The following is a 2,210-nucleotide window of genomic DNA, read 5'->3' as shown; positions in this document are numbered from 1 at the left end:
CGCTACGCGGCCCGCCAGGACTGGGACAAGATCTCCCGCGCGCTCAAGCCGATCTGCACCGCGCCGACCGCCGACGCCGCCGAGGAACGCTTCCTGGAGTTCCAGGAGGAATGGGGCGCCAAGTATCCGGCGATCGTTCGGCTCTGGTCGAACGCCTGGGCCGAGTTCGTGCCGTTCCTGCAGTTCGACGCGGAGATCCGCCGGGTCGTCTGCACGACCAACGCGATCGAGAGCGTGAACGCCCGCATACGCAAGGCGGTCCGCGCCCGGGGGCACTTCCCGAACGAGGCTGCCGCGCTCAAGTGCGTCTACATGGCCGTCATGAGCCTGGACCCCACCGGCACCGGCCGCAAACGCTGGACCATGCGCCGGAAGCCCGCACTTCGACGAGCAGGGTCTCGGCCGGCAGGACGCCGTCCCAGGAGGCGCCTCCGCCCGCGTCGGCGGCGGCGAGTGCCCGGGGGATCTTCCCCGCGGGCCGCACCTGCAGGACGCGAAAGCGTGAGCGCATCGCTCCGCGGCTGCCCGGGCGCCAGGTGACCTGCCGAAACGCCCGCCGCCCGCCCTCGATGGCGAGCTCGTGCAGGGCGACGGAATCCGTGCGATAGCGGGGCAGGGTCCTGCGGCCGGCGCCTCCGTAGGCGGGCGCCTCGGGCTCGGCGTCGTGGCGGTGCGCGGTCTCGTCCCCGCGCACCGCCACGATGTAGTCCAGCTCCCGCGAGCGCAGGGCGTGACGGAAGGCCGCGGACTGGCCGTATCCCGCGTCGGCGACCACGACCTGCGGGGCGAGCCCCCAGGAGGTCAACTCTTCCAGCATGTCGATGGCCAGCCGCCACTTCTCGATGTGCCCGACCTCCGGCGGCAGGCCGGTGCGTCGCCTGCGCTCATCGTCTCGGTCGTCCCAGTCCGGCGGCACGAACAGCCGCCACGACAACGGGCTGGAGGCCTGGTCGGTGACGGCGTGGACGCTCACCCCGACCTGGCACAGCGAGCGCTTGCCCAGCGCGCCGCAGTACTGCCGCGAAGTGGCCACCGACTGGTCCCCGGCCTTCGGAAACGAGGTGTCGTCGATCACCCACGCCTCTGGCGCGAGAGCGGAGGTCATCTTCCCGGCGATTTTCCGCAGCACCGGCGTGTGGTCCCAGGGCGACTGACTGACGAACTGCTGCAACGCCTGCATGTTCCCGTCCGGCAGCCGCTCGGCCATCGGCTGGATCGACTTGCGCCGCCCGTCCAGCATCAGCCCGCGCAGATAGCAATCCCCCTGCCGGCGCTGATCCTTACGCGCCAGCGACGCGAACACCTCGACCACGAAGTCGCCGAGGTCTTCGCGAAGCCTCTCAACCTCATCAAGATCCACAGACCGCAGCATGCACCACCGCGCCGTCAAGATCAAATCAACCTAACGAAGTACTACTAGGGCCTGTGTGATGTTGTGATCAGTTGAGCGGTCGCACGAGGTCGTCTATCCAGATCATCGAGGCGCGGAGGTGGAGGCCTGCGAGGTAGCTCTCGGGCGTCTTGTCGAAGCGAGTGGCGATGCCCCGCCAGGCCTTCAGTTTGTTGATCAGGCGCTCGACGGTGTTCCGCTCCTTGTAGAGGTCGGCGTCGTGGTCGATGGGTCGGCCGCCCCTTCTGCCTTTCCGTTTCCGGCTGGCGGCTTGGTCCTTCTTCTCCGGGATCACAGCCTTGATACCGCGTTTGCGCAAGTAAGCGCGGTTGGCGCGGGACGAGTAGGCCTTGTTTGCGGCGACCGCGCCGGGCCGGGTGCGCGGTCGCCCGACGGGCAGGCGCACACGCACCTTGGCGAGGACGGGGACGAACTGTGGGCTGTCGCCGGCCTGCAGGCCATGGCACACAGCGCAACCAGCAGCACCGCGCGCAGCGGATGCCGGCGCCCCCGGGCCTTCCGCGGATCGCGCAGGGCGCCAACCAGCTCCGGGAAACCGTGCGCGCCCGACACACCGGCACCACACTCCGAGCAGGGACAGGACATGGCAAAACCACAACGGAGCTTCATCTGCTTCGGACACCCATGCTGACCAGGAACGATGCAAGATCAACTAACTTTGCATCAGCCCTGTCGGCTCCCTCCACCGTCGCCACCGCGCGGCCGAGTTCAAGAAGTTCCTCGCCAAGCTCGACAAGGAAGTGCCCGCCGGCCTGGACGTGCACCTGATCTGCGATAACTACGCCACCCACAAGACCCC

4 pseudogenes are annotated in these 2,210 nt (G+C 68.6%); 2 read left to right on the top strand and 2 right to left on the bottom strand.

The features are described 5' to 3' along the window. Positions 1–384: pseudogene (locus AC2TEW_RS38955) on the top strand (transposase); the annotation flags it as partial. Here AC2TEW_RS38955 and AC2TEW_RS38950 read toward each other — a convergent pair. Together AC2TEW_RS38950 and AC2TEW_RS38945 are read right to left on the bottom strand one after the other, a co-directional pair. Further along, a pseudogene (locus tag AC2TEW_RS38950) lies at positions 383–1,360 on the bottom strand (IS701 family transposase); the annotation flags it as partial. The pseudogenes AC2TEW_RS38955 and AC2TEW_RS38950 sit on opposite strands and share 2 nt — an antisense overlap. A gap of 79 nt (positions 1,361–1,439) precedes the next feature. Next, positions 1,440–1,844: pseudogene (locus AC2TEW_RS38945) on the bottom strand (transposase); the annotation flags it as partial. Between the two features lie 238 nt (positions 1,845–2,082). Between AC2TEW_RS38945 and AC2TEW_RS38940 the strand changes: the two are divergent. Next, positions 2,083–2,210, top strand: a pseudogene (locus AC2TEW_RS38940) (IS630 family transposase); the annotation flags it as partial.

This window comes from Kitasatospora sp. NEAU-CNBT7, assembly GCF_057220535.1.
The sequence above is the reverse complement of the archived record's forward strand: the minus strand, read 5'-3'. Positions and strand labels throughout refer to the sequence as shown.